Origin of the sequence: Escherichia sp. WS1451, from assembly GCF_046487365.1 — a bacterium.
GTDB classification, from domain to species: Bacteria; Pseudomonadota; Gammaproteobacteria; order Enterobacterales; family Enterobacteriaceae; genus Escherichia; species Escherichia coli.
The window spans coordinates 16,113-42,697 of sequence record NZ_JBJQJP010000007.1 but is presented as its reverse complement, the minus strand read 5'-3'; the positions used below and the strand labels follow the sequence as shown (position 1 = coordinate 42,697).

20 protein-coding genes and 1 riboswitch are annotated in these 26,585 nt (G+C 49.1%); of the genes, 8 read left to right on the top strand and 12 right to left on the bottom strand.

The window, feature by feature from the left end; translation table 11 throughout:
• Window positions 1-170: 170 nt before the first annotated feature.
• Window positions 171-1,223, bottom strand: coding sequence for a class I fructose-bisphosphate aldolase (gene fbaB, locus ACJHX7_RS11165; protein WP_000129551.1), 1,053 nt, complete (start codon window positions 1,221-1,223; stop codon window positions 171-173).
• 256 nt (window positions 1,224-1,479) lie between these two features.
• Between fbaB and ACJHX7_RS11160 the strand changes: the two genes are divergently transcribed.
• Genes ACJHX7_RS11160 through ACJHX7_RS11150 form a run of 3 tightly spaced genes read left to right on the top strand, consistent with a single transcriptional unit; the run spans window position 1,480 to window position 4,720 of the window.
• The gene (locus ACJHX7_RS11160) at window positions 1,480-2,757 is read left to right on the top strand and encodes a nucleoside permease (protein ID WP_000858523.1); all 1,278 of its coding nucleotides are present in this window, start codon (window positions 1,480-1,482) and stop codon (window positions 2,755-2,757) included.
• Window positions 2,754-3,758, top strand: a complete 1,005-nt coding sequence (locus tag ACJHX7_RS11155) for an ADP-ribosylglycohydrolase family protein (protein WP_094029846.1) — start codon at window positions 2,754-2,756, stop codon at window positions 3,756-3,758. Before ACJHX7_RS11160 ends, ACJHX7_RS11155 begins: the two co-directional genes overlap by 4 nt.
• The gene (locus tag ACJHX7_RS11150) at window positions 3,755-4,720 is read left to right on the top strand and encodes a carbohydrate kinase family protein (protein ID WP_410231591.1); all 966 of its coding nucleotides are present in this window, start codon (window positions 3,755-3,757) and stop codon (window positions 4,718-4,720) included. The genes ACJHX7_RS11155 and ACJHX7_RS11150 overlap by 4 nt, the downstream gene beginning before the upstream one ends.
• Here ACJHX7_RS11150 and ACJHX7_RS11145 read toward each other — a convergent pair.
• From ACJHX7_RS11145 to rcnR, 5 genes are all read right to left on the bottom strand, one after another.
• Window positions 4,694-5,440 (bottom strand): GntR family transcriptional regulator, encoded by a 747-nt coding sequence (locus ACJHX7_RS11145; protein WP_000434038.1) that lies wholly within the window; start codon window positions 5,438-5,440, stop codon window positions 4,694-4,696. The two genes, ACJHX7_RS11150 and ACJHX7_RS11145, sit on opposite strands and share 27 nt — an antisense overlap.
• A 51-nt stretch (window positions 5,441-5,491) precedes the next feature.
• Window positions 5,492-6,310, bottom strand: coding sequence for a glycoside hydrolase family 25 protein (locus ACJHX7_RS11140; RefSeq protein ID WP_089583095.1), 819 nt, complete (start codon window positions 6,308-6,310; stop codon window positions 5,492-5,494).
• 64 nt (window positions 6,311-6,374) lie between these two features.
• Window positions 6,375-7,175: a bifunctional hydroxymethylpyrimidine kinase/phosphomethylpyrimidine kinase gene (gene thiD, locus ACJHX7_RS11135; RefSeq protein ID WP_000822262.1), complete on the bottom strand. Its 801-nt coding sequence runs from the start codon at window positions 7,173-7,175 to the stop codon at window positions 6,375-6,377.
• A complete protein-coding gene (gene thiM, locus ACJHX7_RS11130) occupies window positions 7,172-7,960 on the bottom strand; it encodes a hydroxyethylthiazole kinase (protein ID WP_089583094.1) in 789 nt (262 codons plus the stop codon). The genes thiD and thiM overlap by 4 nt, the downstream gene beginning before the upstream one ends.
• A gap of 34 nt (window positions 7,961-7,994) precedes the next feature.
• Window positions 7,995-8,091, bottom strand: a riboswitch (TPP riboswitch).
• Window positions 8,092-8,182: 91 nt separating this feature from the next.
• Window positions 8,183-8,455, bottom strand: coding sequence for a Ni(II)/Co(II)-binding transcriptional repressor RcnR (gene rcnR / locus ACJHX7_RS11125; protein WP_000019944.1), 273 nt, complete (start codon window positions 8,453-8,455; stop codon window positions 8,183-8,185).
• 120 nt (window positions 8,456-8,575) lie between these two features.
• Here rcnR and rcnA point away from each other — a divergent pair, with 120 nt between their 5' ends.
• The gene (rcnA, locus tag ACJHX7_RS11120; protein WP_089583093.1) at window positions 8,576-9,373 is read left to right on the top strand and encodes a nickel/cobalt efflux protein RcnA; all 798 of its coding nucleotides are present in this window, start codon (window positions 8,576-8,578) and stop codon (window positions 9,371-9,373) included.
• Between the two features lie 218 nt (window positions 9,374-9,591).
• Entirely contained in the window at window positions 9,592-9,930 is a 339-nt protein-coding gene (gene rcnB, locus ACJHX7_RS11115) for a Ni(II)/Co(II) efflux transporter accessory subunit RcnB (RefSeq protein WP_000153067.1), read from the top strand.
• A gap of 81 nt (window positions 9,931-10,011) precedes the next feature.
• On the opposite strand, the gene ACJHX7_RS11110 is transcribed toward rcnB, so the two are convergent.
• The 6 genes from ACJHX7_RS11110 to apbC form a co-directional block, all read right to left on the bottom strand.
• Window positions 10,012-11,046, bottom strand: coding sequence for a putative fimbrial-like adhesin protein (locus ACJHX7_RS11110; protein WP_089583092.1), 1,035 nt, complete (start codon window positions 11,044-11,046; stop codon window positions 10,012-10,014).
• Between the two features lie 15 nt (window positions 11,047-11,061).
• Window positions 11,062-13,542, bottom strand: a complete 2,481-nt coding sequence (locus ACJHX7_RS11105) for a fimbrial biogenesis outer membrane usher protein (RefSeq protein ID WP_201489302.1) — start codon at window positions 13,540-13,542, stop codon at window positions 11,062-11,064.
• Between the two features lie 15 nt (window positions 13,543-13,557).
• Window positions 13,558-14,232: a fimbria/pilus periplasmic chaperone gene (locus ACJHX7_RS11100; RefSeq protein WP_000677183.1), complete on the bottom strand. Its 675-nt coding sequence runs from the start codon at window positions 14,230-14,232 to the stop codon at window positions 13,558-13,560.
• A gap of 80 nt (window positions 14,233-14,312) precedes the next feature.
• Complete coding sequence (locus ACJHX7_RS11095) at window positions 14,313-14,855, bottom strand: fimbrial protein (protein ID WP_000830468.1); 543 nt, start codon at window positions 14,853-14,855, stop codon at window positions 14,313-14,315.
• Window positions 14,856-15,149: 294 nt separating this feature from the next.
• Window positions 15,150-15,431, bottom strand: a complete 282-nt coding sequence (locus tag ACJHX7_RS11090; RefSeq protein WP_001046488.1) for a YehE family protein — start codon at window positions 15,429-15,431, stop codon at window positions 15,150-15,152.
• Between the two features lie 262 nt (window positions 15,432-15,693).
• Window positions 15,694-16,803: an iron-sulfur cluster carrier protein ApbC gene (apbC, locus tag ACJHX7_RS11085; RefSeq protein WP_094029843.1), complete on the bottom strand. Its 1,110-nt coding sequence runs from the start codon at window positions 16,801-16,803 to the stop codon at window positions 15,694-15,696.
• Window positions 16,804-16,934: 131 nt separating this feature from the next.
• Here apbC and metG point away from each other — a divergent pair, with 131 nt between their 5' ends.
• From metG to yehI, 3 genes are all read left to right on the top strand, one after another.
• Window positions 16,935-18,968 carry a methionine--tRNA ligase gene (gene metG, locus ACJHX7_RS11080; protein ID WP_094029842.1) on the top strand — a complete coding sequence of 678 codons (2,034 nt, stop codon included), beginning with the start codon at window positions 16,935-16,937 and terminating at the stop codon, window positions 18,966-18,968.
• Between the two features lie 140 nt (window positions 18,969-19,108).
• Window positions 19,109-22,897: a DUF4132 domain-containing protein gene (locus ACJHX7_RS11075; protein WP_094029841.1), complete on the top strand. Its 3,789-nt coding sequence runs from the start codon at window positions 19,109-19,111 to the stop codon at window positions 22,895-22,897.
• Window positions 22,898-22,906: 9 nt separating this feature from the next.
• Window positions 22,907-26,551 carry a DUF4132 domain-containing protein YehI gene (gene yehI, locus ACJHX7_RS11070; RefSeq protein ID WP_410231588.1) on the top strand — a complete coding sequence of 1,215 codons (3,645 nt, stop codon included), beginning with the start codon at window positions 22,907-22,909 and terminating at the stop codon, window positions 26,549-26,551.
• Window positions 26,552-26,585 lie beyond the last annotated feature (34 nt).

Genomic DNA, 26,585 nt, shown 5'->3' with positions numbered 1-26,585 from the left:
ATGTCGAGATAACGATCACAAAAACGACAATGTGAAAATTAATCAGAATTACAGGCAAAAAAAACGGCCTCCCGTTAGGGAAGCCGTAGCAAAGTGCGCGTGTTTTTATGCCGGATGCAACGTAAACGCCTTATCCGCCCTACGGGGTAGTGCTGTTCGTATGAGGCGTATCAGGCAATAGTAATTTTGCTATCGAGATAAACGTCCTGCACGGCGTTAATCAGTTTCACGCCGTCAGCCATCGATTTCTTGAACGCCTTACGTCCAAGAATCAGCCCCATTCCGCCAGCGCGTTTGTTGATAACCGCAGTACGCACTGCATCGCTGAGGTCAGTTTCACCGCCCGCAGCACCGCCGGAGTTTATCAACCCAGCCCGGCCCATATAGCAGTTAGCTAACTGATAACGCACCAGATCAATCGGGTTTTCGCTGGTCAATTTGCTGTAGACGCGATCGTCGGTATAACCGTAATTAATCGCTTTATAGCCGCCGTTATTTTCCGCCATTTTTTGTTTAACGATATCTGCACCTATGGTCGCCGCCAGATGGTTTGCCTGACCGGTCAGGTCGGCGGAAACATGGTAATCAACGCCATCTTTCTTAAAGGCGGAGTTACGCAAATAGGCCCACAGCACTGTCACCATGCCCAGCTCGTGCGCACGTTCAAAAGCCGCAGAAATTTCTTCAATCTGGCGACGTGACTCTTCCGAGCCAAAATAGATAGTCGCCCCAACCGCCACCGCGCCCATATTGAACGCCTGCTCCACGCTGGCATACAGCGTTTGATCGTAGGTATTCGGGTAACTTAGCGTCTCGTTGTGATTAAGTTTGACGAGGAATGGAATGCGATGCGCGTAACGCCGCGATACCGATGCCAGCACGCCGTAAGTTGACGCCACACAGTTACAGCCCGCTTCGATCGCCAGTTCAACAATGTTTTTCGGGTCAAAGTAGAGCGGGTTAGCGGCAAATGAAGCTCCGGCAGAGTGCTCAACGCCCTGGTCAACCGGCAGAATAGAAAGATATCCTGTGCCAGCCAGACGCCCGGTGTTGTACAACGTCTGCATATTACGTAACACCGCTGGCGGGCGATTATTGTCAATCATCACGCGGTCTACGTAGTCATGTCCGGGGAGATACAGCTGGTCAGAAGGAATAGTCATACAACGGTGCTGTAAAAGGTTGTCGGCGTCTTTGCCAAGCAACTGCGCAATATCTGTCATTACTATGCTCCCGTAAATTCCGATTGGATATCGGCTATGGATTGTCCTGGCCCGCCTTTTGCGGGCAATCATAATCCTGGTCGTTACGGGCGAGTTTTTCCATCTTTTGGATGTTTTTTCAGCGTTTTCTGTTGGCTCGATTCATCAGAAAAAATGTTACCGCGGTCAAGTTTTCACCGCAAAGGTATTTGAAAGGTATTATTAAGTGGTATTGTCATCGCGTACCTTACATTACCTGTCATGAAGGAATTAAAAGATGAAAACAACAGCAAAGCTGTCGTTCATGATGTTTGTTGAATGGTTTATCTGGGGCGCGTGGTTTGTGCCATTGTGGTTGTGGTTAAGTAAAAGCGGTTTTAGTGCCGGAGAAATTGGCTGGTCGTATGCCTGTACCGCCATTGCGGCGATCCTGTCGCCGATTCTGGTTGGCTCCATCACTGACCGCTTTTTCTCGGCACAGAAAGTGCTGGCGGTATTGATGTTCGCTGGTGCGGTGCTGATGTATTTCGCCGCGCAACAGACCACTTTTGCCGGGTTCTTCCCTTTACTGCTGGCCTACTCGCTAACCTATATGCCGACCATTGCGCTGACTAACAGTATCGCTTTTGCCAACGTGCCGGATGTGGAGCGTGATTTCCCACGCATTCGTGTGATGGGGACTATCGGCTGGATTGCCTCTGGTCTGGCATGTGGATTCTTGCCGCAAATGCTGGGTTATGCCGATATCTCACCGACGAACATCCCGCTGCTGATTACTGCCGGAAGTTCTGCTCTGCTTGGTGTGTTTGCGTTTTTTCTGCCCGACACGCCACCAAAAAGCACCGGCAAAATGGATATTAAAGTCATGCTCGGCCTGGATGCGCTGATCCTGCTGCGCGATAAGAACTTCCTCGTCTTTTTCTTCTGTTCATTCCTGTTTGCGATGCCACTGGCGTTCTATTACATCTTTGCCAACGGTTATCTGACCGAAGTTGGCATGAAAAACGCCACTGGCTGGATGACGCTCGGCCAGTTCTCTGAAATCTTCTTTATGCTGGCATTACCGTTTTTTACCAAACGCTTTGGTATCAAAAAGGTATTATTACTTGGTCTGGTCACCGCTGCGATCCGCTATGGCTTCTTTATTTACGGTAGTGCGGATGAATATTTCACCTACGCGTTACTGTTCCTCGGCATTTTGCTGCACGGCGTAAGTTACGATTTTTACTACGTTACCGCTTACATCTATGTCGATAAAAAAGCCCCCGTGCATATGCGTACCGCTGCGCAGGGGCTGATCACGCTCTGCTGCCAGGGCTTCGGCAGTTTGCTCGGCTATCGTCTTGGCGGTGTGATGATGGAAAAGATGTTCGCTTATCAGGAACCGGTAAACGGACTGACTTTCAACTGGGCCGGGATGTGGACTTTCGGCGCGGTGATGATTGCCATTATCGCCGTGCTGTTCATGATTTTTTTCCGCGAATCCGACAACGAAATTACGGCTATCAAGGTCGATGATCGCGATATTGCGTTGACACAAGGGGAAGTTAAATGAAAACAGAACGTATTCTCGGTGCTCTTTATGGGCAGGCGTTAGGGGATGCGATGGGGATGCCCTCCGAGCTTTGGCCGCGCAGTCGCGTCAAAGCACACTTTGGCTGGATTGACCGTTTTCTGCCTGGGCCAAAGGAGAATAACGCAGCCTGTTATTTTAACCGCGCCGAATTCACCGACGATACCTCGATGGCGCTGTGTCTGGCGGATGCGTTACTGGAACGTGAAGGCAAGATCGATCCGGATCTGATTGGGCGTAATATTCTCGACTGGGCGCTGCGTTTCGACGCCTTTAACAAAAACGTACTAGGTCCGACCTCGAAGATTGCGCTTAACGCCATTCGCGACGGTAAACCCGTTGCTGAACTGGAAAATAACGGCGTGACCAACGGCGCAGCGATGCGCGTCTCGCCATTAGGTTGTTTGCTTCCGGCGCGCGATATTGACTCTTTTATTGATGATGTGGCGCTGGCCTCCAGCCCGACACATAAATCCGATCTGGCGGTTGCGGGGGCGGTAGTCATCGCATGGGCGATTTCTCGTGCCATTGACGGAGAAATCTGGTCAGCGATTGTTGATTCACTGCCCTCGATTGCGCGACATGCACAGCAAAAACGCATCACCACCTTCAGCGCCTCACTGGCAGCACGTCTGGAGATTGCGCTGAAAATTGTGCGCAATGCCGACGGCACCGAATCCGCCAGCGAACAGCTGTATCAGGTCGTTGGCGCAGGTACCAGCACTATTGAGTCCGTTCCGTGCGCCATTGCGCTGGTTGAACTGGCACAAACCGACCCGAATCGCTGCGCCGTCCTGTGCGCTAACCTTGGCGGCGACACAGACACCATCGGTGCTATGGCGACGGCAATTTGCGGCGCGTTGCATGGCGTTAACGCTATCGATCCTGCGTTAAAGGCGGAACTGGATGCAGTAAATCAGCTTGATTTCAACCGCTATGCCACGGCGCTGGCGAAGTATCGCCAACAACGGGAGGCGATATGAGCGGCGCTCGATTACACACGCTGCTGCCTGAATTAGCCACGCGTCAGCCGGTGATGGTCGTCGGCGCGGCGGTCATTGATGTGATCGCCGACGCTTATGCCCTCCCCTGGCGTGGGGGCGATATCGAACTGAAACAGCAGAGCGTTAACGTTGGCGGCTGCGCACTGAATATTGCCGTGGCGTTAAAGCGCCTCGGCATCGAAGCGGGTAATGCCTTGCCGCTCGGTCAGGGCGTGTGGGCGGAGATTATTCGCAACCGGATGGCAAAAGAGGGCTTAATCAGCCTGATCGATAACGCCGAAGGTGATAACGGCTGGTGTCTGGCGCTGGTTGAGCCTGATGGCGAACGCACTTTTATGTCATTCAGCGGTGTGGAAAATCAGTGGAATCGCCAGTGGCTGGCGCGATTAACCGTTGCGCCTGGCAGCCTGCTCTATTTTTCCGGTTATCAACTGGCCTCGCCCTGCGGCCAATTGTTAGTGGAATGGCTGGAAGAGCTGCAAGACGTGACGCCGTTTATCGATTTTGGCCCACGTATTGGCGATATCCCGGATGCATTACTGGCGCGGATCATGGCCTGTCGACCTTTAGTGTCACTCAATCGTCAGGAGGCTGAGATTGCCGCCGAACGTTTTGCTCTATCCGCAGAGATAACAACACTAGGCAAGCAATGGCAGGAGAAATTTGCCGCGCCGTTGATCGTTCGTCTCGATAAAGAGGGCGCATGGTATTTCAGCAACGACGCTTCTGGCTGCATTCCGGCATTTCCAACGCAAGTTGTAGACACCATTGGGGCGGGCGACAGTCATGCCGGCGGCGTACTTGCCGGGCTGGCCTCTGGTCTGCCACTGGCGGATGCCGTATTACTGGGCAATGCAGTGGCGTCGTGGGTTGTCGGGCATCGGGGCGGTGATTGTGCGCCAACGCGCGAGGAACTACTCCTCGCACACAAAAACGTATAGATCGCTGCGACAGTGGCTGATGCTGTACTCAATAGGCCGTTGCTGTTGGTCAAGCGCCACTTGCTTGATCACCAGCACCGGTATTTTGCTATCTAACTGAATATGTGACTGAAACTCGGCATCCGGCATCCGGGCGCTAACGCGGGAACGCGTACGTTGTGGGTAAATGTGCTGGCTGCGGAAGTAGTCATAAAGAGAAATCCCGATGGCATCAACATCATGAATTAAATGTGCCGGAACCCACGATTCCTCAATCGATACCGCTTCTTCATCGACATAGCGAATACGCTTAAGCAAAAAGACATCACTTCCCGCTTCGACCGCCAGCTGCTGCGCAACTTCTTCGGGACATTTCACGACACGCTTGTTAACCCATAGCGTATCGGGCTTTTTCCCGCGCAATACCACCTGCTGAGAAAAACCTCGCGCTTCTTTCAACGAGTATTCGAAGATGTTGTTGATCTGCGTACCGTAACCACGCGAACGCGTCACCACGCCCTCTTCTTCCAGCGCCTGCATCGCCTTGCGCACCGTAATGCGCGAAACGCCGGTTAACTGACTTAAATCACGCTCACCGGGCAAAATATTGCCATGCTCCAGCACCCCGCTGCGCACGGCATTTTTTACCGTTTCGGCAAACTTAATATAAAGCGGCGTGTTATCCGCCGCTAAAATACGTTCGTTCAGTTGGGCAATCAGCTGGGTATGCGCTTGTTCCATTTGTCTTTTTCCTGCCAGGGAGTCTGGTGGGAGTATATCACTGCTTCTTATTTAAGGCGTTTCTTTAATCCCATCAACGAATACCTGCAACTCCTCCACCGTGCCATTAAACACATTAAAATCCACCGGACCATTAATGCCATCGACCTGTCCACGGTCGGAATGCTGCCAGAAGCGCCAGGCCATTCCGTCATTGTCCGGACGACGTTGATAGTAGTGAGCCACCCACCACGGATATTCATTGAAATAGCCCGCCAGATTCGTGTGATAAAAAACGGCTCCTGAGTAAATAATCGGCTTTTTCCCCGTACTTTTTTCGACCATTTTTAGCCACTGACTTACCCGCTTGCGTAATTCTTTTGCTGATAATTTTCCCCGTTCTTCTACGTCCAGCACGGCAGGGAAATCGCCTTGTGAGAAATCCACCGTTTGCAGAAATAATCGCGCCTGAACTGAAGCGGATACCGACGGGGAAAAATAATGATACGCCCCGCGCAGCAGGCCATTTTCGCGGCTTAGTTGCCAGTTACGCGAAAAATAGGGGTCCACCAGCTTTTCGCCTTCCGTCGCCTTGATAAAGGCAAATTGCAAGCGAATACCGTTATCGCGCATTTTTGCCACCCGCTGCCAGTCGATCCGTTCCTGCCAGCGCGAAACATCTATTCCGTGAATGGTGTAACTGGCAGGAATGCGAATAGCAAAAGATTTGACCGGACGATAACCGTAGAAGTGGATGTAGTCTTTAATCTGAATTGCTGTCGAGTAGAAAAAATTCACCGTCTGACGCGGATAAATTGCAACGATGGAAATTAGCCCAAGAGCGCATAATAAAGCGGTGAATTTTTTTCGACTGGTGATTCTCAGCTGCATTGGTTTCATCCCTGAATGTCAGTGCCAAAGGCTGACAATAACCAAAGCAGCTATAGTACGGTGCTCACCACCAGGCGTGGAAGTGGTGAACCGGACCAATACCGTGACCAACTTCCAGCGTGTCGGCCTGGGCTAACGCCGATGAAAGCCAGCTTTTTGCCTCCTGTACGGTGTCAGCCCAGTTTGTATGGCGCGGGCGCAGTGCAGCCAACGCCGCAGAGAGCGTACAACCAGTGCCGTGAGTGTTTTTGGTCATAATGCGCGGTGCGGTAAACCGTTGTTCACCCTCGCGGGTAAACAGCCAGTCCGGGCTTTGCTCATCATCCAGATGACCACCTTTCATTAGCACTGCGCCACAGCCCATCGCCAACAGCGATCGCCCTTGTTCCAGCATTTCCTGTTCGGTGCGCGCGTGTGGCGCGTCGAGCAAGGCGGCTGCTTCGGGCAAGTTTGGCGTTATTAATGAAACATGTGGCAATAATCGACTGCGTAGCGTGGCAACTGCCGAAGGTGAAAGCAGCGGGTCGCCGCTTTTTGCCAGCATAACGGTGTCGAGTACCACGTTTTGGATCTGATAACGTTGCAACCGTTCTGCCACCGCTTCAACAATATCGGTTTCCGCCAACATACCGATTTTAGTGGTGTCGATTCGCACATCACTGAACACCGAATCGAGCTGGGCGGCGACAAAATCAGGCTCAATGCGATACACCGACTGTACACCACGGGTATTTTGCGCCACCAGTGCAGTAATAACTGAGCAACCATAAGCGCCAAGTGCCGAGAAGGTTTTAAGATCGGCCTGAATCCCCGCACCACCACTCGGATCAGTACCGGCAATCGTCAGAGCGTTAATTCGTTTCATGCCTGCACCTCCTGCGTCAATTGCCAGAGCGCATCAAGGAAATGTGGAACAAAACTGCCTGGCCCCTCGCTTCTGGCAACTGCGCGTTCTCCGGCTTGTTTCATCCAGTGACAGGCAGATGCGATATTTTCCAGCGTATCGCCTGGTAGCGCACAACAGGCAGCGACAACCGCCGATAATGCACAGCCAGTTCCTACCACTTTGGTCATTAGCGGATCGCCACCGTGAATGCCAACGATACGATGTCCATCGGTAACATAATCCACCTCGCCAGTGACCACGACGATTGCGCCAGTTTCCCGTGCCAGTGTTTGTGCAGCAGGTATCGCGTTAGCTGCGGCATCAGTGGTATCCACTCCCCGTCCGCCATTAGCAACGCCAGCTAATGCCATGATTTCCGAAGCATTACCACGTATGGCGGTTGGCTTATGAGACAGAAGTTCCAGACAAAAACGGCGGCGATAATCGAGTGCACCCACCGCTACTGGATCAAGCGTCCAGGGTGTTTGAGAGCGTTTTGCCTGTTCAACGGCAGCACTCATCGCTTGCGCTCGTGGCTGCGTCAGCGTGCCAACGTTAATCAACAAGGCACTGGCGATAGCCGCAAACTGACTGGCCTCTTCGGTTTCGATAACCATCGCTGGCGATGCACCGATCGCCAGCAAGGTATTGGCAGTAAAGGTTTGCACCACATCGTTGGTCATACAGTGCACAAGAGGGGAATGTTGGTGAAAAAGGTGTAACGCGTGCGCAGATTGCGCTGAACTCAGCAGGTCGACTTGCATAGTTTGCTCCTGCCATAACGTGAAGAAGCAATGACCTGGTGGTCCGTGACTTCCCTACGCTGGCATTATCCAGATCAGGTGATACGGGTATTTCTCAGCCTTCACGCAGAAGGGCACCCCGAGTCGTTTGGTTGCGATAATAAATCGCAGAGGAGGATGGTAATGTCCAGCGCACGCGTTGTAAACGGGGAAAAACGGCGGTATTACAATAACGTTGTGAAATTATTTGATATAAGAATCCAGCACCTTCAGAACGACATCCAGATCTTCTTCACGTTTTAGCTCATCCCCCTGGTGAACGATGTGTTCCGTCAGATGGCCTTTAATCACTTCCCGCATCAGACCGTTTACCGCGCCACGGATAGCAGCAATCTGTTGTAAAACTGCAGCGCATTCGTGCGGCTCGTCGAGCATTTTCTTGAGCGCCACGACCTGGCCCTGAATCTTACTGGCACGCGCTTTCAGTTTCTGTTTATCACGGATGGTATGAGACATGGCAACACCTGGTTAACAAGAATATGAAAAATCATAGCACTATTAATCTACTGGGGGGTAGTATCAGGTACTGGGGGGGAGTAGAATCAGATTGCCGAATTAATACTAAGAATTATTATCATGACCGAATTTACCACTCTTCTTCAGCAAGGAAATGCCTGGTTCTTCATCCCCAGCGCCATCTTACTTGGTGCGCTTCATGGCCTGGAACCAGGGCACTCAAAAACGATGATGGCGGCGTTTATCATCGCCATCAAAGGCACCATTAAACAGGCGGTGATGCTCGGACTGGCAGCAACCATTTCGCATACCGCGGTGGTCTGGTTGATTGCCTTTGGCGGGATGGTGATCAGCAAACGTTTTACTGCTCAATCTGCAGAACCGTGGCTCCAGTTGATTTCCGCGGTGATCATTATTGGCACCGCGTTCTGGATGTTCTGGCGTACCTGGCGCGGCGAACGCAACTGGCTGGAGAATATGCACGAGCACGAGCACGAGCATGATCATGAGCATCATCACCATCACGAACATGGCGAGTATCAGGATGCCCATGCACGAGCCCATGCCAATGACATTAAAAGACGATTTGATGGTAGAGAGGTCACCAACTGGCAAATTTTGTTATTTGGCTTAACCGGTGGCCTTATCCCCTGCCCGGCAGCAATTACCGTGCTGTTGATTTGCATTCAGTTGAAAGCCCTGACACTGGGCGCAACACTGGTCGTCAGTTTTAGCATTGGCCTGGCGTTAACGCTTGTCACCGTAGGCGTTGGCGCAGCAATCAGCGTTCAGCAGGTCGCAAAACGCTGGAGCGGATTTAACACTCTCGCTAAACGCGCTCCCTATTTTTCCAGTCTGTTGATTGGCTTAGTTGGTGTGTATATGGGCGTACATGGCTTCATGGGCATAATGCGATAACTCAATCCTTTAGGCTTGCATGTTATCTTCAGCCCAGGATGATTCTTAAATCAGCTATTTCCGCTGACTCTCTGCTCGCTAAGGATGCTTTTAGGGCATCCTTTCATTTACACTTTTTACGAAATCATGGGATCACTAACAAAATATCGCTTGTCAGTTATATTGTATGGCAGGAAAGATATGCGACTGATATTACAGATCCCCAAAGTGGAGAGTTTATGACCATTAAAAATAAGATGTTGCTGGGTGCGCTTTTGCTGGTTACCAGTGCCGCCTGGGCCGCACCAGCCACCGCGGGTTCGACCAATACCTCGGGAATTTCTAAGTATGAGTTAAGCAGTTTCATTGCTGACTTTAAGCATTTCAAACCAGGTGACACCGTACCAGAAATGTACCGTACCGATGAGTACAACATTAAGCAGTGGCAGTTACGTAACCTGCCCGCGCCTGATGCCGGGACGCACTGGACCTATATGGGTGGCGCGTACGTGTTGATCAGCGACACCGACGGTAAAATCATTAAAGCCTACGACGGTGAGATTTTTTATCATCGCTAAAAAAAGCCCCCTCGGAGAGAGGGGGAAATGCAAACACCTTGTTATTTTTTATTATTAGCCACTTGCTCGTCTTGCTTATTATTAGTCGTATTTCACATTGATTAATGCGGTTGCCTCCAGTGCGCCAGATTTAACTTTGTTTGTATCGTAAACGTAGTAACTGGCCGTTATCGGAATTGAAACCGTTGTATCTGTAAGTTTTGACTTTGCCGCAATTTCTTTTAAATTTGTATATCCTTTACTGCTGTTAGTGATATTTAAAAGTGTGACTGGCGTACCATTACTTTCAAGAATAAATCCTACGCCATTATCTTCCGCACCTTTCAGGATCGTGTTGCTGTTGGTTAACAAGTCAGAACTTGATAAATACACCTGCATTTTCCGTGATGTTTGATTTTGTTGACCTAATAAATTTTTACAACGCAGAACAATATCCCCTTTTTTACTATTTATTGTTGTTTTGTTACCTGTGGCTGGTAATTGTGAAACGGGAATACTCTCTAACGTAATTAATAAATCGTCCGGTTTGCAGGTTGTGGTTATCGGGTTGTATGACAATGTCAGATTAAAGGAATAGACACCTGCATTTTGTGCCAATGCATTTCTGTAGCTATTTACACATGCATCCCATGACTTACCACCTAATAAACACAGTAGAAATTGTACTGCGGCACTCCCGCGTGTCGATGATGAAGCACTGGATAATGTCGCAACTCCATTAATCATCACTGAACCACCGCCTCCCGCAGAAACATTCACTTTTGCATTACTGGCCGCAGGTGTCACCGTTACCGAATAACCACTGGTGAAACTGGTCTGATTATTTGACAACGTAATGTTGTTTTTATTGGTCCATTCAAAATGTAAATTTAATTTAATGGTATCGTTATAAAGTCCAACAATAATATCCGACGGGCTCATAGGGGTGATAGTATTTGTACTCACGCATGACGAATCATTAAAATTATGCTCATATGTCGCCATTTGTGTTTGAGTAAGTGCAAAATCCCCCTGAACAACCAAATTGTGCTGAACAGATAACTCACTATAACATGCCGCATAGCTCACAGGCATAACCATCATCATTAATATAAATAGCATTATGCGAATTTCCATAGAACCACCTGACTATTACTGGCAAATATAATTTCTACTTTCATCAATCTCTTTACCGAAGGTGATTGTGCATGAAAGTCCTTGTTGCTTATCAATTGCTACATTAACCGATGGCGGTACTTCATTGGTGCGAATAAATAACTGGCTTCCCTGGCCGACAACGCCAATGTTATGACCATGGATATCATTGACTTCATAACTAAACGTTAATGGTTGCCCATCCGCTCTTAACGCTTTTATAAACCAGGGCTTGCGCTGATCGGTATCAAAATTAACCAGTACAACCGCGCCGCGATAAGGGGCGGCAATTTTCCGGTTGCCACGTAATTCTGCTTCGCTATCGCTTTGCGACACATCCAGCATCAGGTGATTTTCCCGATAAGGTGTCATTCCGTCGTATACCACCACTCCATTACGGTTTGTTGTGCGATATTTTTGCCCATTGACATAAGCATCTTTAATTCCTGGCGCATTCATCACAGCAAACGTTTCAGAAAGACGGTTCGCCAGATTAACGCCACCCGACCAGGCGACAATGCCCCCTGAAACACTGGCTCCAGCCTGTCGATAAGCACTCGACTGACTATAACTGCCATTCACTGTCGCAACCGGCGCGTTCCAGGTTAAATTCGCCCCAGCTGTCGTTTCATTTCCCTGATACTGATAACTCAGGTTGACCCCATAGTTAAACTGATCCCGGCTTCCAACGGTTCCTGATAATCCCGTATTATTTGAGGCAACCCCCTGATCATCAAACGTCGTTGAGTTAGACATATATATTTGCCGACGAGGCGTCGTAACGTCATCACCCCAATCAAAGGGAATCGATATAAAAATATTAAAACGTTTCTCTTCATGATGATTCTCGTCATAAGCCTGGCTTGCCGCGAGGGTATAGCTTATCCGTCGCAGGTTGTTGGAATAACTCAACTGATAATCCTTACTACTGCCGCTACGCCCCCAGTAATCTCGCCATAACGTACTTAATGACACAGAACCCCAGCCTTCTGGCAATGACTGGCTCATATTAGCAGAAAAGCTATTTTTACGGCCAAAATCGTTCTGGTAATAATCGGCAATGTCATAGATATCGTTTTCATCACGGCGATAATTATCTTTATTGTTTGCCCAAACGTGATCGTTAAATGTCCGGTAATCACGCGACGAATAACGCCAGGCCGCCAGACCAAAACGCGTCGACGTTTGGCTCACAAATTTGTTGTAGGCAATTTGATAACTTTGCCCGTCAAACACATCGCCGTTGTCTTGTTTACTATGCGACTTCGTGGCATCGACGGAAATGGCACCAATGCGTGTATTCCAGCCAGTCCCCAAAGTGAACGCGTAATAATTATTCGCGACCATCGATCCGGCATACAGCGTCAATAAGTTATTAAAACCATACTGATAACCCGCCTGAACAAAATCACTTTGTTTGCTCGCCCCTTCAATATGGCTACGACCTGCCGCAAAATCATATTTCGACACGCCGGGTTGCAGCATATTCGGCACCGCTGCATAAGGCACCAGATAGGTGGTTACCGAACCGTCCGCCTCTTTCACGCTGACATCAAGATCTGCTCCACCACCGGCCAACTGCAAATCTGTAATCGCAAACGGGCCAGGAGGAACCTCTTTCTGATAAACCACAAAACCGTTCTGTTCAATAGTTACCAGCGCGTTACTCTGAGCAATCCCCTGCACCCGTGGAGTAAAATTTTGTTTCGAGTTAGGCAACATCTGCATATCACGAAACAACCGCACACCGCTGAAGCGAACAGAATCAAAAATATCGCTTGATGTGTACATATCACCCACGCGAAGCGTGCCGAGAAGTTGGGCAAATCCACGTTCCAGATACAGGGTATTGCTTTTCCACCCCCCTGGATTGCTATTTGTTTTACTGAAACTGGCATCAGAATGCAGTTGCCACCCCAGTAAGTTTAACCCGCTGTTAAAACGTACATATGTACTCTTGCTATTACCCGACGCTTTATAGTCGCTGTAATACTGACTCACATAATAAGAGGTATAAAACGCATTAATACCCCGCTCCCAGTTTTCCGGTGGAACATAGCCACTTTCCAGTTCTTCCACCCACGCCTGCGGGACACTGAAATCGAGACGAAAAACTCCGATATCCCAGGTATAGCTCCCACCCTGAACAAGTTGCTCAAATGTTAAACATTGCTTACCGCTGGCAAAGTTATCGGTATTAATGCCTAACCGCTTGATAATTTCCCTTGATAAACATGTTTCTTGCGGGTTGTCTTTAACAATAATCTCATATTTCCCGCGCCATTGCTTATTGACATAAATATCGATGTCATACTGCCCCGGCAAGGGTTGATTATCATCAAGACGAATATTTGCAACCTGCTGGTCTTTCATTCCACCTATCATAAAATGGGTATCAAAGGTTTCTTCAGCTGCATAAGCTTCAATGCCGAGCAATAACGCTACGATTGCTGATGCAAGTGGGGTCATTCTCAACATAGGCAGCTCCTGCAATTAAATTTTGTCACTAATATAGTTGCCATGGTCATCGATAATGGTCAGATGCCAGTTATTCGCATTATTACTTTTGACATTAATACTCTGACTTTCTAAGGGGGCAATCATAATAGTTTCATAATTGACTTTGACATTATTAGCTTTGACATCCGAAATCGTCACCCAATTTGCTGAGTCATTTTTTATCACCAATCCATTGCCACTGCGATTTACCCGTAACTTTTTAAATGTCGCTTTATTTACCGGTGCAATACCCGCAGGCCGGTAAAACAATTTGATTCTGTTTTGCATTGCAAATTTCAGTGCATTCTTGCCCTCTTGCTCTGGACTATTTGGTGGAATATCCAGAACATTCAGATAAAAAATGCTCTCTTTATTAGTGGGCAGTTTATTCGGCATAATTTTGATTTTAACTTGCTGCCCGGAATTTGCCCCTATTTTTGCCACTGGTGGCGTTAACATGAAAGGAACCTGAATTTTTTCTGGTGGTAACGACGTATCACCATCATCAATCCACGCCTGCAGCAGCGAAGAACGGTTTCCCTGATTCATCAACTGCACCATCACTTCTTTATTTTCTGCCGGGTAAATAATACGCGTCCCGTAGATAACAATACCGGCATGTGCAGGAAGGACCATAGAAGAAATGAGTAAAGCAAATAATCCTTTCATCTTAATGCCTCTTAAATTAAAAGGCCGCCATGGGGATAGCGGCCATGTTTATTACCTGGAGAAACTTGAAATTTTATTTATTAATCCTGCGCCACACGCATAACCAGAGAAGATAACACATCACCTGATTGCACTGAATTATCTGTCAACTTCAGGTATTTTGCTTTAAACGGAATAGCATATTGACCTTCCGCTGTTTTATAACTCTCAATGTTAAAAGGTGCAGAAACATCCAGGACATCGCTGTTATCACCTAAATAGAGATAGTACCCCACGGTATCGTTGCTACTGGCTATCGCCTTATCGTTTCCGGTTATTTTATCGTTGGTAATCAACGAGAGTTTTACACCAGCAACTTCTTTCGGACAGCTAATTTTTAACATACTGCTGGTTACACCGACTGCATCATCATAGGTCGAGTATTTAGCTTTACCTTCAAAGACAGTGGTTGGTACAGTTGGCATATTAATACTTACTGAATCGCCACCCGCTTCGAATTTACACGGAGATTCTGCAATATTCCCTTTAATGGTTAATGTTCCGGTATCAACGTCTGCGGCAAATACCCCAGCGCTCATAAAAAAAGAAGAAAAGACAGCGGCAGCAATAATTGAACGTTTCATAATATGTTCCTTAATAAAATTTATTTTTGGTTGTTAAGAGTCTGTATCTCTTGGAAACAAATTTCTCACATCAAAAAAGTTGCCGCAATGTAAACATATTGTTTTATTGATTTAAAACAAATTAACTATTGCAATATAAATACAACAAATGCTTAAGCATATTAAATATTTATCACATCTATTAATTAATGCAGATTTTTGTAAATGGTATTATTGATATAAATAAAAAAGCTGAAATCATTCACACGAGTGATTTCAGCTTTCTAAATCCGATTAAAAAACCAGGGTGGCAAATTAATCGTAGCGATTTAACACGATTCGACGTTTGCTATCGCTACCTGCAACAACCACTTCTGTCGTTACACCTTTGACTGGCGAAGAAACCTGATGACGGGTATCAACATCATACGTTAACTGACCACAATGCTGTTGAGGTTGTCCATTAACCATAGCCATACTGCATGTTGGGGGACTGATCCTGCCATTAATCGTTAATGTGGCAGTCTGTGAAGAGAACGCGGGAGAAGCCATTCCATAGGCAAGAAAAATAATTCCTGACAGCCAGTACTTATTCATTGAACGTTATCCCTGTAGTAAAGGTTATGCCTGGATAGAATGAGTGCATAACAAACTATAGCTGTACATCCACTACACAGCCACGAAGGATGATAATGAAGCATTGCCTGTACGATCAATCGACTTTATAGAGTTTCGGACGAAGGTCCGCAGAATATTTGCAGCATTAAATAAGTGTTCATTAATGCGGCAAAAACAAATACACCGCATCAATGTAACATCTCTGCGGTGTATGAAAAGCAACCAAAAAGGTTAATACGCGTTAGACCGCGCGGAAGGAAATCTCGCCAGGAATGACTTCTCCCTGCCAATAAAGCTGGGCTGCAACGCGGTCAGCCAGCTGGCGGTAGATAGCGGTAAATTCGCTCTCCGGACGGCTGATAACCGTTGGCGTGCCTTTATCGAGATCTTCACGTAAGGAGATGTGTAACGGCATCTGCCCCAGCAACTGCGTGTGGTATTTCTCGGCCAGTTTCTCTGCACCACCGGTACCGAAAATCGGTTCATGGTGACCACAGTTACTGCAAATATGCACACTCATGTTCTCGACAATACCAAGCACCGGAACTTCGACTTTCTCGAACATCACAATGCCTTTTTTCGCATCGATCAACGCAATGTCCTGCGGGGTGGTGACCACTACCGCGCCAGTTACTGGAATGTTTTGTGCAAGTGTCAATTGAATGTCACCGGTGCCTGGCGGCATATCAAGCACCAGATAGTCGAGATCCGGCCACAAGGTTTCCTGCAACATCTGCATTAACGCCTTGCTCGCCATCGGACCACGCCACACCATCGCATTGTCGTCAGTGACCAGATAACCAATTGAATTGGTTGCCAGTCCATGAGACATAATCGGTGCCATATGGGTACCGTCCGGCGAAGTTGGACGCTGATTTTCTGCGCCCAGCATGGTGGGTATTGATGGGCCGTAGATATCGGCGTCCAGAATGCCGACTTTCGCCCCTTCCGCCGCCAGTGCCAGCGCCAGGTTTACCGCCGTGGAGGATTTACCCACGCCGCCTTTACCGGAGCTGACCGCAATGATGTTCTTCACGCCGTTAATTCCCGGCTGATTCTTCACGCGTTTTAAGGTGGCGATATTGTGCGACAGTTTCCAGTCGATAGCTTTCGCCCCGGTGATGCGCAGCAGTTCGGCGCTACCTTGCTCTTTTAACTCTTCGAACGCGCTATGCCAGACGAATGGCATAACCAGTTCCACATGCAACGTGTCGTCCATCCAGGCGACATGGTGCAACGCTTTCAGCGTGGTGAGGTTATGCTTCAGGGTTGGGTGCTGAAAATTGGCCAGTGTCCCGGCGACCATTGCGCGCAAGGCTTCTGGTGATTTGGCCTGGGATTGTTCGTTCATCCCGACTCCTTTTTTGTATAGATAAACCATCAGCTGATAGTTTACCTGAAGAATATAGAGAAGTACTTACTTAACATTTTCCCATTTGGTACTATCTAACCCCTTTTCACTATTAAGAAGTAATGCCTACTATGACTCAAGTCGCGAAGAAAATTCTGGTGACGTGCGCACTGCCGTACGCTAACGGCTCAATCCACCTCGGCCATATGCTGGAGCACATCCAGGCTGATGTCTGGGTCCGTTACCAGCGAATGCGCGGCCACGAGGTCAACTTCATCTGCGCCGACGATGCCCACGGTACACCGATCATGCTGAAAGCTCAGCAGCTCGGTATCACCCCGGAGCAGATGATTGGCGAAATGAGTCAGGAGCATCAGACTGATTTCGCAGGCTTTAACATCAGCTATGACAACTATCACTCGACGCACAGCGAAGAGAACCGCCAGTTGTCGGAACTTATCTACTCTCGCCTGAAAGAAAACGGTTTTATTAAAAACCGCACTATTTCTCAGCTGTACGATCCGGAAAAAGGCATGTTCCTGCCGGACCGTTTTGTGAAAGGCACCTGCCCGAAATGTAAATCCCCGGATCAATACGGCGATAACTGCGAAGTCTGCGGCGCGACCTACAGCCCGACTGAATTGATCGAACCGAAATCGGTGGTTTCTGGCGCTACGCCGGTAATGCGTGATTCTGAACACTTCTTCTTTGATTTGCCCTCTTTCAGCGAAATGTTGCAGGCATGGACCCGCAGCGGTGCGTTGCAGGAGCAGGTGGCAAATAAAATGCAGGAGTGGTTTGAATCCGGCCTGCAACAGTGGGATATCTCCCGCGACGCGCCGTACTTCGGTTTTGAAATTCCGAACGCGCCGGGTAAATATTTCTACGTCTGGCTGGATGCGCCGATTGGCTATATGGGTTCTTTCAAGAATCTGTGCGACAAGCGCGGCGACAGCGTAAGCTTCGATGAATACTGGAAGAAAGACTCCAACGCCGAGCTGTACCACTTCATCGGTAAAGATATTGTTTACTTCCACAGCCTGTTCTGGCCAGCAATGCTGGAAGGCAGCAACTTCCGCAAGCCGACCAACCTGTTTGTTCATGGCTATGTGACGGTGAACGGCGCGAAGATGTCTAAGTCTCGCGGTACCTTTATTAAGGCCAGCACCTGGCTGAATCATTTTGACGCCGACAGCCTGCGTTACTACTACACTGCGAAACTCTCTTCGCGCATTGATGATATCGATCTCAACCTGGAAGATTTCGTTCAGCGCGTGAATGCCGATATCGTTAACAAAGTGGTTAACCTGGCCTCTCGTAATGCGGGCTTTATCAACAAGCGTTTTGACGGCGTGCTGGCAAGCGAACTGGCTGACCCGCAGTTGTACAAAACCTTCACTGATGCCGCTGAAGTGATTGGTGAAGCGTGGGAAAGCCGCGAATTTGGTAAAGCAGTACGCGAAATCATGGCGCTGGCTGATCTGGCTAACCGCTATGTCGATGAACAGGCTCCGTGGGTGGTGGCAAAACAGGAAGGCCGCGATGCCGACCTGCAGGCAATTTGCTCAATGGGCATAAACCTGTTCCGCGTGCTGATGACTTACCTGAAGCCGGTACTGCCGAAACTGACCGAGCGCGCAGAAGCATTCCTCAATACAGAACTGACCTGGGATGGTATCCAGCAACCGCTGCTGGGCCACAAAGTGAATCCGTTCAAAGCGCTGTATAACCGCATCGATATGAAGCAGGTTGAAGCACTGGTGGAAGCGTCTAAAGAAGAAGTGAAAGCAGCTGCCGCGCCAGTTACTGGCCCACTGGCAGATGATCCGATTCAGGAAACCATCACCTTTGACGACTTCGCCAAAGTTGACCTGCGCGTGGCGCTGATCGAAAACGCAGAGTTTGTTGAAGGTTCTGACAAACTGCTGCGCCTGACGCTGGATCTCGGCGGTGAAAAACGCAATGTCTTCTCCGGCATTCGTTCTGCTTACCCGGATCCGCAGGCACTGATTGGTCGTCATACCATTATGGTGGCTAACCTGGCACCACGTAAAATGCGCTTCGGTATCTCCGAAGGCATGGTAATGGCTGCTGGTCCTGGCGGGAAAGATATCTTCCTGCTAAGCCCGGATGCCGGTGCTAAACCGGGTCATCAGGTGAAATAATCCCCCATCAAGGCGCTGCATCGACAGCGCCTTTTCTTTATAAATTCCTAAAGTTGTTTTCTTGCGATTTTGTCTCTCTCTAACCCGCATAAATACTGGTAGCATCTGCATTCAACTGGATAAAATTACAGGGATGCAGAATGAGACACTTTATCTTTCAGGACGAAAAATCACATAAATTCTGGGCGGTGGAGCAACAGGAAAACGAGTTGCATATCTGTTGGGGAAAAGTTGGCACCAAAGGGCAAAACCAGGTAAAAAGTTTTGCGGATGCTGCGGCAGCGGCAAAAGCGGAGCTTAAGCTGATTGCGGAGAAGGTGAAGAAGGGATATGTGGAGCAAGCGAAGGATAATTCTTTGCAACCTTCCCAAACGGTAACGGACTCTCTCAAGGTAGCGGACTTATCCACCATTATTCAGGAACAACCCTCTTTCGTAGCAGAAACCCGTGCGGCTGACAAAAATACAGATGCTGTTTTACCGTGGCTGGCAAAAGATATTGCTGTCGTTTTTCCGCTTGAAGTCGTACCCACCACCTTAAGCCATCGCCGCTTTCCCGGAGATCCTGTTACACCTGTAGATAAATTAACCCAGTTACGTCGCTTAGCCTGTGGCGTGTCGCAACGGGATAACAAAACAGCTACATTTGACTTCAGCGCCTGTACTTTAGAGTGGCAAAACTTCATCGCTCAGGCGATCGATCTGATTAACAGCCCGAAAACGACAAAATTACCATCACCGGTAATGGCTGTACTCGCGGCACTTGAACTGCACTGCACGAGATATAAAGAGCGTGAGGATGTTATGGATCAGATTATTCAGGAAGGCGGTCTGGAATATGCTACTGATGTAATAATACATCTTCAACAAATATCTATTGAATGGGATTATGTCAACAATAATATTGTTTTCCTGTCGTCTGGCATTTCACCTGATTACTTGCAGCAATATTCCAGCTTTGAATTACGCCTACGTAAACATTTATCACTGGCGGAAGAGTCTCTCTGGCAAAAATGTGCACAAAAACTTATTGCCGCAGTTCCACATATTCCAGAATGGCGGCAACCATTAATTGCTTTGTTATTACCCGAAAAACCAGAAATTGCACATGAAATTGCCCAGCGTCTACTGGGGCAAAAGAAATTACCCTCGCTTGAGTGGCTAAAAATAGTGGCGACTGATGAGCACATTCTTGCCTCATTAGAAAAATATCACGAGCCATATGCCATTTTTGATGATTACTATTGTGGTGCGATATGGTCAGCCACCGTATTACAGGAGCAAGGTGTTGCAGCCCTGCCCCGATTTGCACCCTATGTCGCAAGTGACTACTGCGCCGATGTGTTGAGTCATATCAATCATCCGTTCGCATTAACACTGCTTATACGTGTAGCCGGGCATACTAAACGCTGTCACGATCGAATGACGAAAGCCTGCGCTGCGTTCCCACACGCAGCACTGGCAGCACTGGCGGAACTTCTAGTGCAAAAAGAAGAGAATAGTTGGCGCATTATGCTAATGACGATGCTTATCTCGCAACCTACACTAGCAGAACAGGTCATTCCCTGGCTTTCGACACCCGCAGTTGCAGTGCTGAAATCATGCCAGCAACAACTGAAACAGCCCTCAAACCATGCCAGTGCCGATCTACTGCCGGCCATAGTAGTCTCCCCACCATGGCTTTCGAAAAAGAAAAAATCGCCGATTCCGGTGCTTGATTTAGCACCGCTCAACCTCGAATCCATATGCACAATAACCGACACAGAAGCTAAAGAGTTTCAAACTCATTGGGACTGGGAACCGCATAAGCCAGGTGAAGGTGCTAAAGATTTCCTTTACTCGCTGGGGTATCGCCGCTGGGATTTTGACACATATAAATATATCGGCGCTTCTGACTCGGCAATTGACGCATGGGAACGTGAGGACTTCGCTACACTCATCCAAATGTTTAAAGCCCACCATGCACCGTATCAGGGAGAGTGGCATCTCAACTCACTTCCCTTTTTACCTATGCAAAAAGCGATTAAACTATGGGAATTTCTCAGCAAAGAGCCGCATACCGCGGTAAAACCTGTCATGCTTTATTTGCGACTGGCAGGTATGAGTGGTTTTCTACACTCGTTTTCACGCTACCCTCAAGAAGGTTTTGCGGTTGCTAATTATTTTGCCGCAACGGAACTGGCTCCTGCCGTCGCCCGCGCCTTTAACAAACTCAAAACTCTACGACAAGACGCCCGCACCTGGCTGCTGAAATATCCGGAACATGCCATTACCGGCCTGTTGCCTGCGGCACTCGGCAAAGCCGGTGAATCCCAGGATAACGCCCGTGCCGCTTTACGTATGTTGATTGAAAATGGTTATCCGTCATTACTGCAAGAAATCGCCCAGCGTTATAACCAGCCGGAAGTAACCGATGCGGTGAACGCTCTACTTGCGCTCGATCCCTTAGATAATCACCCGACTAAAATCCCGACACTTCCGGCCTTTTATCAGCCATCGCTCTGGACGCGCCCGGTATTAAAAGCAAACGCCCAATCACTGCCAGATAGCGCCCTCTTCCACCTCGGTGAAATGCTCCGCTTCCCTCAGGAAGATACGCTGTATCCGGGGTTATTACAGGTGAAAGACGCCTGTACTGCCGACTCACTGGCTGAGTTTGCCTGGGATCTGTTTACCGCCTGGCAGACCGCTGGCGTGCCGTCGAAAGAGAGCTGGGCGTTCACTGCATTAGGTGTTCTTGGCAACGATGACACCGCCCGCAAACTGACGCCATTAATCCGCGCCTGGCCTGGCGAATCTCAGCATAAACGTGCCACCGTTGGGTTGGATATTCTCGCTGCTATCGGCAGCGATATCGCCCTGATGCAGCTTAACGGCATCGCCCAGAAACTGAAATTCAAAGCCTTACAGGAGCGGGCGAAAGAAAAAATTGCCGACATTGCCGAAAGTCGCGAACTCACAGTGGCAGAACTTGAAGATCGGTTAGCACCGGATCTCGGTCTGGATGATAACGGTTCGCTGCTGCTGGATTTCGGGCCACGGCAGTTCACCGTCAGCTTTGATGAAACCTTAAAACCGTTTGTGCGTGATGCTTCCGGCAGCCGCCTGAAAGACTTGCCTAAACCGAACAAAAGCGATGATGAAACCCAAGCGAACGATGCAGTTAACCGCTACAAACTGTTGAAAAAAGATGCGCGTACCGTTGCCGCCCAGCAGGTAGCAAGGCTGGAATCCGCCATGTGCCTACGCCGCCACTGGTCGCCGGAAAACTTCCAGCTATTCCTGGTTGAGCATCCGCTGGTTCGCCACTTAACCCGCCGTCTGATTTGGGGCGTTTATAGCACCGAAAACGAGCTACTGGCCTGTTTCCGGGTGGCAGAAGATAACAGCTACAGCACCGCTGACGATGATCTTTTCACCCTGCCGGAAGGCGATATCTCTATTGGTATTCCTCACGTTCTGGAAATATCACCGACGGATGCCGCCGCCTTTGGTCAGCTTTTTGCCGACTACGAACTTTTACCGCCGTTCCGTCAGCTCGACCGCAACAGTTATGCCCTGACTGAAGTCGAACGCAACGCCAGCGAACTAACCCGCTGGGCAGGCAGAAAATGCCCGAGCGGTCGGGTTATGGGGCTGTCGAATAAAGGCTGGGTGCGTGGTGAACCGCAGGACGGTGGCTGGATCGGCTGGATGATCAAACCTCTGGGCCGCTGGTCATTAATCATGGAAATCGATGAAGGATTTGCAGTTGGTATGTCGCCAGCCGAACTCAGTGCCGAGCAACTCTTAAGCAAGCTGTGGCTATGGGAAGGCAAAGCGGAAAGCTATGGCTGGGGGAGTAATTCAACACAGGAAGCGCAGTTCTCCGTACTCGATGCCATCACCGCCAGCGAGCTAATAAACGATATTGAAGCCCTGTTTGAATAAGGAAAGAACATGGACAAGGAATTACCGTGGCTGGCGGATAACGCCCAACTGGAACTGAAATATAAAAAAGGCAAAACACTACTCAGCCATCGCAATTGGCCGGGCGAACCGGTGCCTGTTATCACTGAAAACCTCATCCAGACACTGGGTGATGAATTGCTACAAAAAGCAGAGAAGAAAAAAAACATTGTCTGGCGTTATGAAAATTTTTCACTGGAATGGCAGTCCGCCATCACGCAGGCCATCAACTTGATCGGCGAGCACAAACCCTCAATTCCGGCCCGGACAATGGCGGCGCTAGCCTGTATCGCGCAAAATGATAGCCAACAGTTACTCGACGAAATCGTCCAACAAGAGGGACTGGAATATGCGACTGAAGTGGTGATTGCACGCCAGTTTATTGTACGGTGTTATGAGAGTGATCCTCTGGTAGTAACATTGCAGTATCAGAAGGAGGACTATGGCTATGGCTATGGCTATGGTTATCGCTCAGAAACCTATAACGAATTCGATCTCCGACTGCGTAAGCATCTCTCTCTGGCAGAGGAAAGCTGCTGGCAGCGTTGCGCCGACAAACTCATTGCCGCACTGCCAGGACTACCCCAAGTTCGCCGTCCTTTTATTGCACTCATCCTCCCGGAAAAACCAGAAATCGCCAATGAGTTGGTAGGCCTTGAATGCCCGTGGACTCATTTTCATTCTAAGGAGTGGTTAAAAGTTGTTGCTACTGACCACAGGGCAGTGGGAAAACTCGAACGCTACTGGAGCCAGGATATATTTAGCGATCGCGAAGCCAGCTACATGTCGCATGAAAACCACTTCGGCTACGCGGCCTGCGCTGCCCTTTTGCGCGAACAAGGACTGGCAGCCGTTCCACGCCTGGCAATGTATGCCCATAAAGAAGATTGCGGCAGTCTGCTGGTACAAATTAACCATCCGCAGGTCATCCGCACCCTGCTGTTAGTTGCTGATAAAAACAAACCCAGCCTGCAACGTGTGGCTAAATACAGTAAAAACTTCCCCCATGCGACGCTTGCCGCACTGGCAGAGCTTCTGGCGTTAAAAGAACCGCCTGCACGCCCTGGTTATCCAATCATCGAAGACAAAAAGCTGCCTGCACAGCAAAAAGCTCGAGATGAATACTGGCGTACGCTGTTACAAACTCTGATGGCATCGCAGCCACAACTGGCAGAAGAGGTGATGCCGTGGTTAAGTACTCAAGCCCGGGCAGTGCTGAATAGTTATTTATCGGCACCGCCCAAAACGGTTATTGATAGCACCGATAACAGCCAAATGCCTGAAATCCTCGTTTCACCACCGTGGCGTAGTAAGAAAAAAATGACAGTTCCACGTCTTGATTTGGCACCGTTCGAATTAACGCCGCAAGTTTACTGGCAACCAGGCGAACGAGAGAGGCTTGCCGCCACTGAGTCTGCCCGTTATTTCAGCACGGAATCTCTTGCGGAACGCATGGAACAAAAAAGTGGACGAGTTGTATTACAGGAGCTGGGTTTTGGAGATGATGTATGGCTGTTTTTGAATTATATACTCCCCGGAAAACTGGATGCTGCACGCAATTCACTCATTGTTCAGTGGCATTACTACCCAGGGCGGGTTGAAGAGATCATGAATGGCTGGAGCTCCCCGGAAGCTCAATTAGCAGAACAGGCGCTTCGCAACGGTCACGTAGAAGTGTTAATTAACATATGGGAAAATGACAGCTACTCACGCTATCGTCGGGAAAAGAGTATCTGGAACCTGTATTTATTGGCGCAGTTGCCGCGTGAGATGGCTTTGACTTTCTGGCTACGTATCAATGAGAAAAAGCATCTGTCTGCGGGTGAGGACTATTTTCTCAGTATCTTCGGATTGGATGCTCTACCAGGTCTGCTGTTGGCTTTTTCACATCGTCCAAAAGAAACATTTCCATTAATTTTAAATTTCGGCGCAACAGAACTGGCCCTGCCCGTTGCCCGCGTCTGGCGACGTTTCGCGGCGCAGCGTGATCTGGCTCGCCAGTGGATTTTACATTGGCCGGAACATACAGCTACTGCACTTATCCCTCTTGTCTTCACCAAATCCAGCGATAATAGCGAAGCTGCATTACTTGCCCTGCGTTTACTTTACGAACAGGGACATGGCGAATTACTGCAAACCGTGGCAAACCGCTGGCAGCATACAGATGTATGGCCTGCCCTGGAGCAATTACTTAAACAGGGTCCAATGGACATTTACCCGGCACGCATTCCCAAAGCCCCTGATTTCTGGCATCCGACAATGTGGTCCAGACCGAGACTTATCACGAATAATCAACCTGTTACCGATGATGCTCTGGAAATTATCGGCGACATGCTGCGCTTTACCCAGGGCGGACGTTTTTATTGCGGGCTGGAACAACTGAAAACGTTCTGCCAGCCGCAAACGCTGGCAGCTTTTGCCTGGGATCTTTTCACCGCGTGGCAACAAGCTGGTGCTCCCGCAAAAGACAACTGGGCATTTCTGGCATTAAGTCTCTTTGGCGACGAAAGCACGGCACGGGATCTGACGACACAGATCCTTGCCTGGCCACAAGAGGGCAAATCTGCCCGTGCTGTCAGTGGTCTGAATATACTTACCCTGATGAATAATGATATGGCGCTGATACAGCTGCATCATATATCGCAACGGGCGAAATCCCGCCCCTTACGTGATAACGCGGCGGAATTTCTTCAGGTGGTCGCAGAAAATCGTGGGCTAAGCCAGGAAGAGTTAGCGGACAGATTAGTCCCAACACTGGGCTTGGATGATCCACAGGCGTTGATTTTTGATTTTGGTCCCCGGCAGTTTACCGTTCGCTTCGATGAAAACCTCAACCCGGTTATCTACGATCAACAAAACGTTCGTCAGAAAAGCGTTCCCCGGTTGCGAGCCGATGACGATCAACTGAAAGCCCCCGAGGCACTGGCCCGACTCAAAGGGCTAAAAAAAGATGCGACTCAGGTGAGCAAAAACCTGCTCCCGCGTCTTGAAACTGCCCTACGCACCACCCGCCGCTGGTCGCTGGCAGATTTTCATTCTCTCTTTGTTAATCATCCCTTTACCCGCCTGGTTACTCAGCGATTGATATGGGGTGTTTATCCGGCAAATGAACCGCGTCGTTTACTCAACGCCTTTCGTGTGGCCGCTGAGGGGGAGTTCTGCAATGAGCAAGATGAGCCAATTGACCTGCCTGCCGATGCCCTGATTGGCATTGCCCACCCGTTAGAAATGGCAGCAGAAATGCGCAGTGAATTTGCACAGCTTTTTGCCGATTACGAAATTATGCCGCCTTTTCGCCAGTTGGCACGGCGCACAGTGCTGCTCACACCTGACGAGTCAGCCAGTAACAGCCTGACTCGCTGGGAAGGTAAATCCGCTACCGTTGGGCAACTTATGGGAATGCGATCCAAAGGCTGGGAGTCAGGCTATGAGGACGCATTTGTCTATGACTTAGGTGCGTACCGGCTGGTCCTTAAGTTTTCACCCGGTTTTAACCATTACAGTACTGATAGCAAAGCGCTAATGAGCTTCCGTTCTCTTCGAGTGTACCGTGACAATAAATCCGTCACTTTTGCCGAACTTTATGTGTTTGATTTGAGTGAGGCGTTAAGCGCACCTGACGTCATTTTCCATTAAAACACAGCGGGCAGTGATGCGACTGCCCGTTATC